This window comes from Micromonospora sp. NPDC023814 (genome assembly GCF_040639595.1).
In the GTDB taxonomy this organism is placed as follows: domain Bacteria; phylum Actinomycetota; class Actinomycetes; order Mycobacteriales; family Micromonosporaceae; genus Micromonospora.
Map to the genome: position 1 here is coordinate 1 of NZ_JBFAAF010000265.1, position 1,031 is coordinate 1,031.

At 64.9% G+C, this 1,031-nt stretch carries 1 protein-coding gene; it reads left to right on the plus strand.

Features of this window, described 5'->3' with window-relative positions; translation table 11 throughout:
* Nucleotides 1-357 precede the first annotated feature (357 nt).
* Nucleotides 358-987 (plus strand): hypothetical protein, encoded by a 630-nt coding sequence (locus AB0G14_RS35900; protein WP_357705287.1) that lies wholly within the window; start codon nt 358-360, stop codon nt 985-987.
* The last annotated feature ends 44 nt before the right edge of the window (nt 988-1,031 follow it).

A 1,031-nucleotide genomic window follows, 5' to 3' on the forward strand; every position in this document is an offset into this window, starting at 1 on the left:
TTGGCGCGCGGGCTCTACTCGATTCCTTGGACATGGAGCGTCGCCGGGAGGGTACGCCTCCCGACGCTCATCCACAGGTTTCGAGCATTGCTCCCGCGGCCGGTCCCGGCATCACTACACTGCTCGCACCTACCCTGCTGAAGAACCGGGGGTGCCGTGTCCGCGGCCGTCAAGGCTCATCGGGTATGGAAGCTGCCCACCGCGGATCTCTGGGCAGGGCGACGCCCTCTGTGGTGGACAGTCGGCCCAACAGGTGAGCTTGCTGTCCTGCTCGTCCATCGACGGCACCTACGTCGAAGCCGCTACGTCAAGGGCTGGGTGGGATGGAGCCCGAAGGGTCCGTTCGACGGCGTACTGGTGATCCGCCAAACCGACGGCCGAATTCGACGCCAAACGATCGAGGACATTCAGGTCTCGCCGGATCACATCGCTCTTCTTTCCGACTCACGACTCCTCATCGCGAGCGGACGCGCACGCAGGAAGGGCACTGGCTCGTGGGAGCCGAACGCCGTGGTGTGGTCCCTGGGAGGCGGGCCACAGAGGGCCTTCTGTATCGGCGACGACATATCAGTCCTGGTGACCGATCTCGGCGGGTCGATCTGGGCGGCCTACGGTGACGAAGGCATCTACGGAGGCCATCCAGAGTCAGCAGCCGGACTGGCTGGCTGGAGCGCGGACGGCCAGGTGACATGGGCTCCGGAAGGCCGTCTTCCTGATTGGCCACTGCAGGGCTGCACCGCCGCGACGGAGGGCGACCAGGTATGGCTGGTCTGGTATTCCGGCAGCAGCCGCGCCGGCACGTTCCTCACACGGGTCACCCCCTCCACCGGTGAAGTGACCAGCTGGCCAAGCCCCGTGCACGGCCCGGACGGATTCGCCGTACGTGGCAACCGTGCGATCCTGACCCGGCGCGACCACAATCAGCGATCGGTCGAAGCGGAACCTGTCAAGTCAAGTGAGACGTTTTCGTGGTCAGGTGTTCTGTAGATCTGCGGGTTGAGCTGTGGGTTTGTTGATCCAGACGGTGTTGG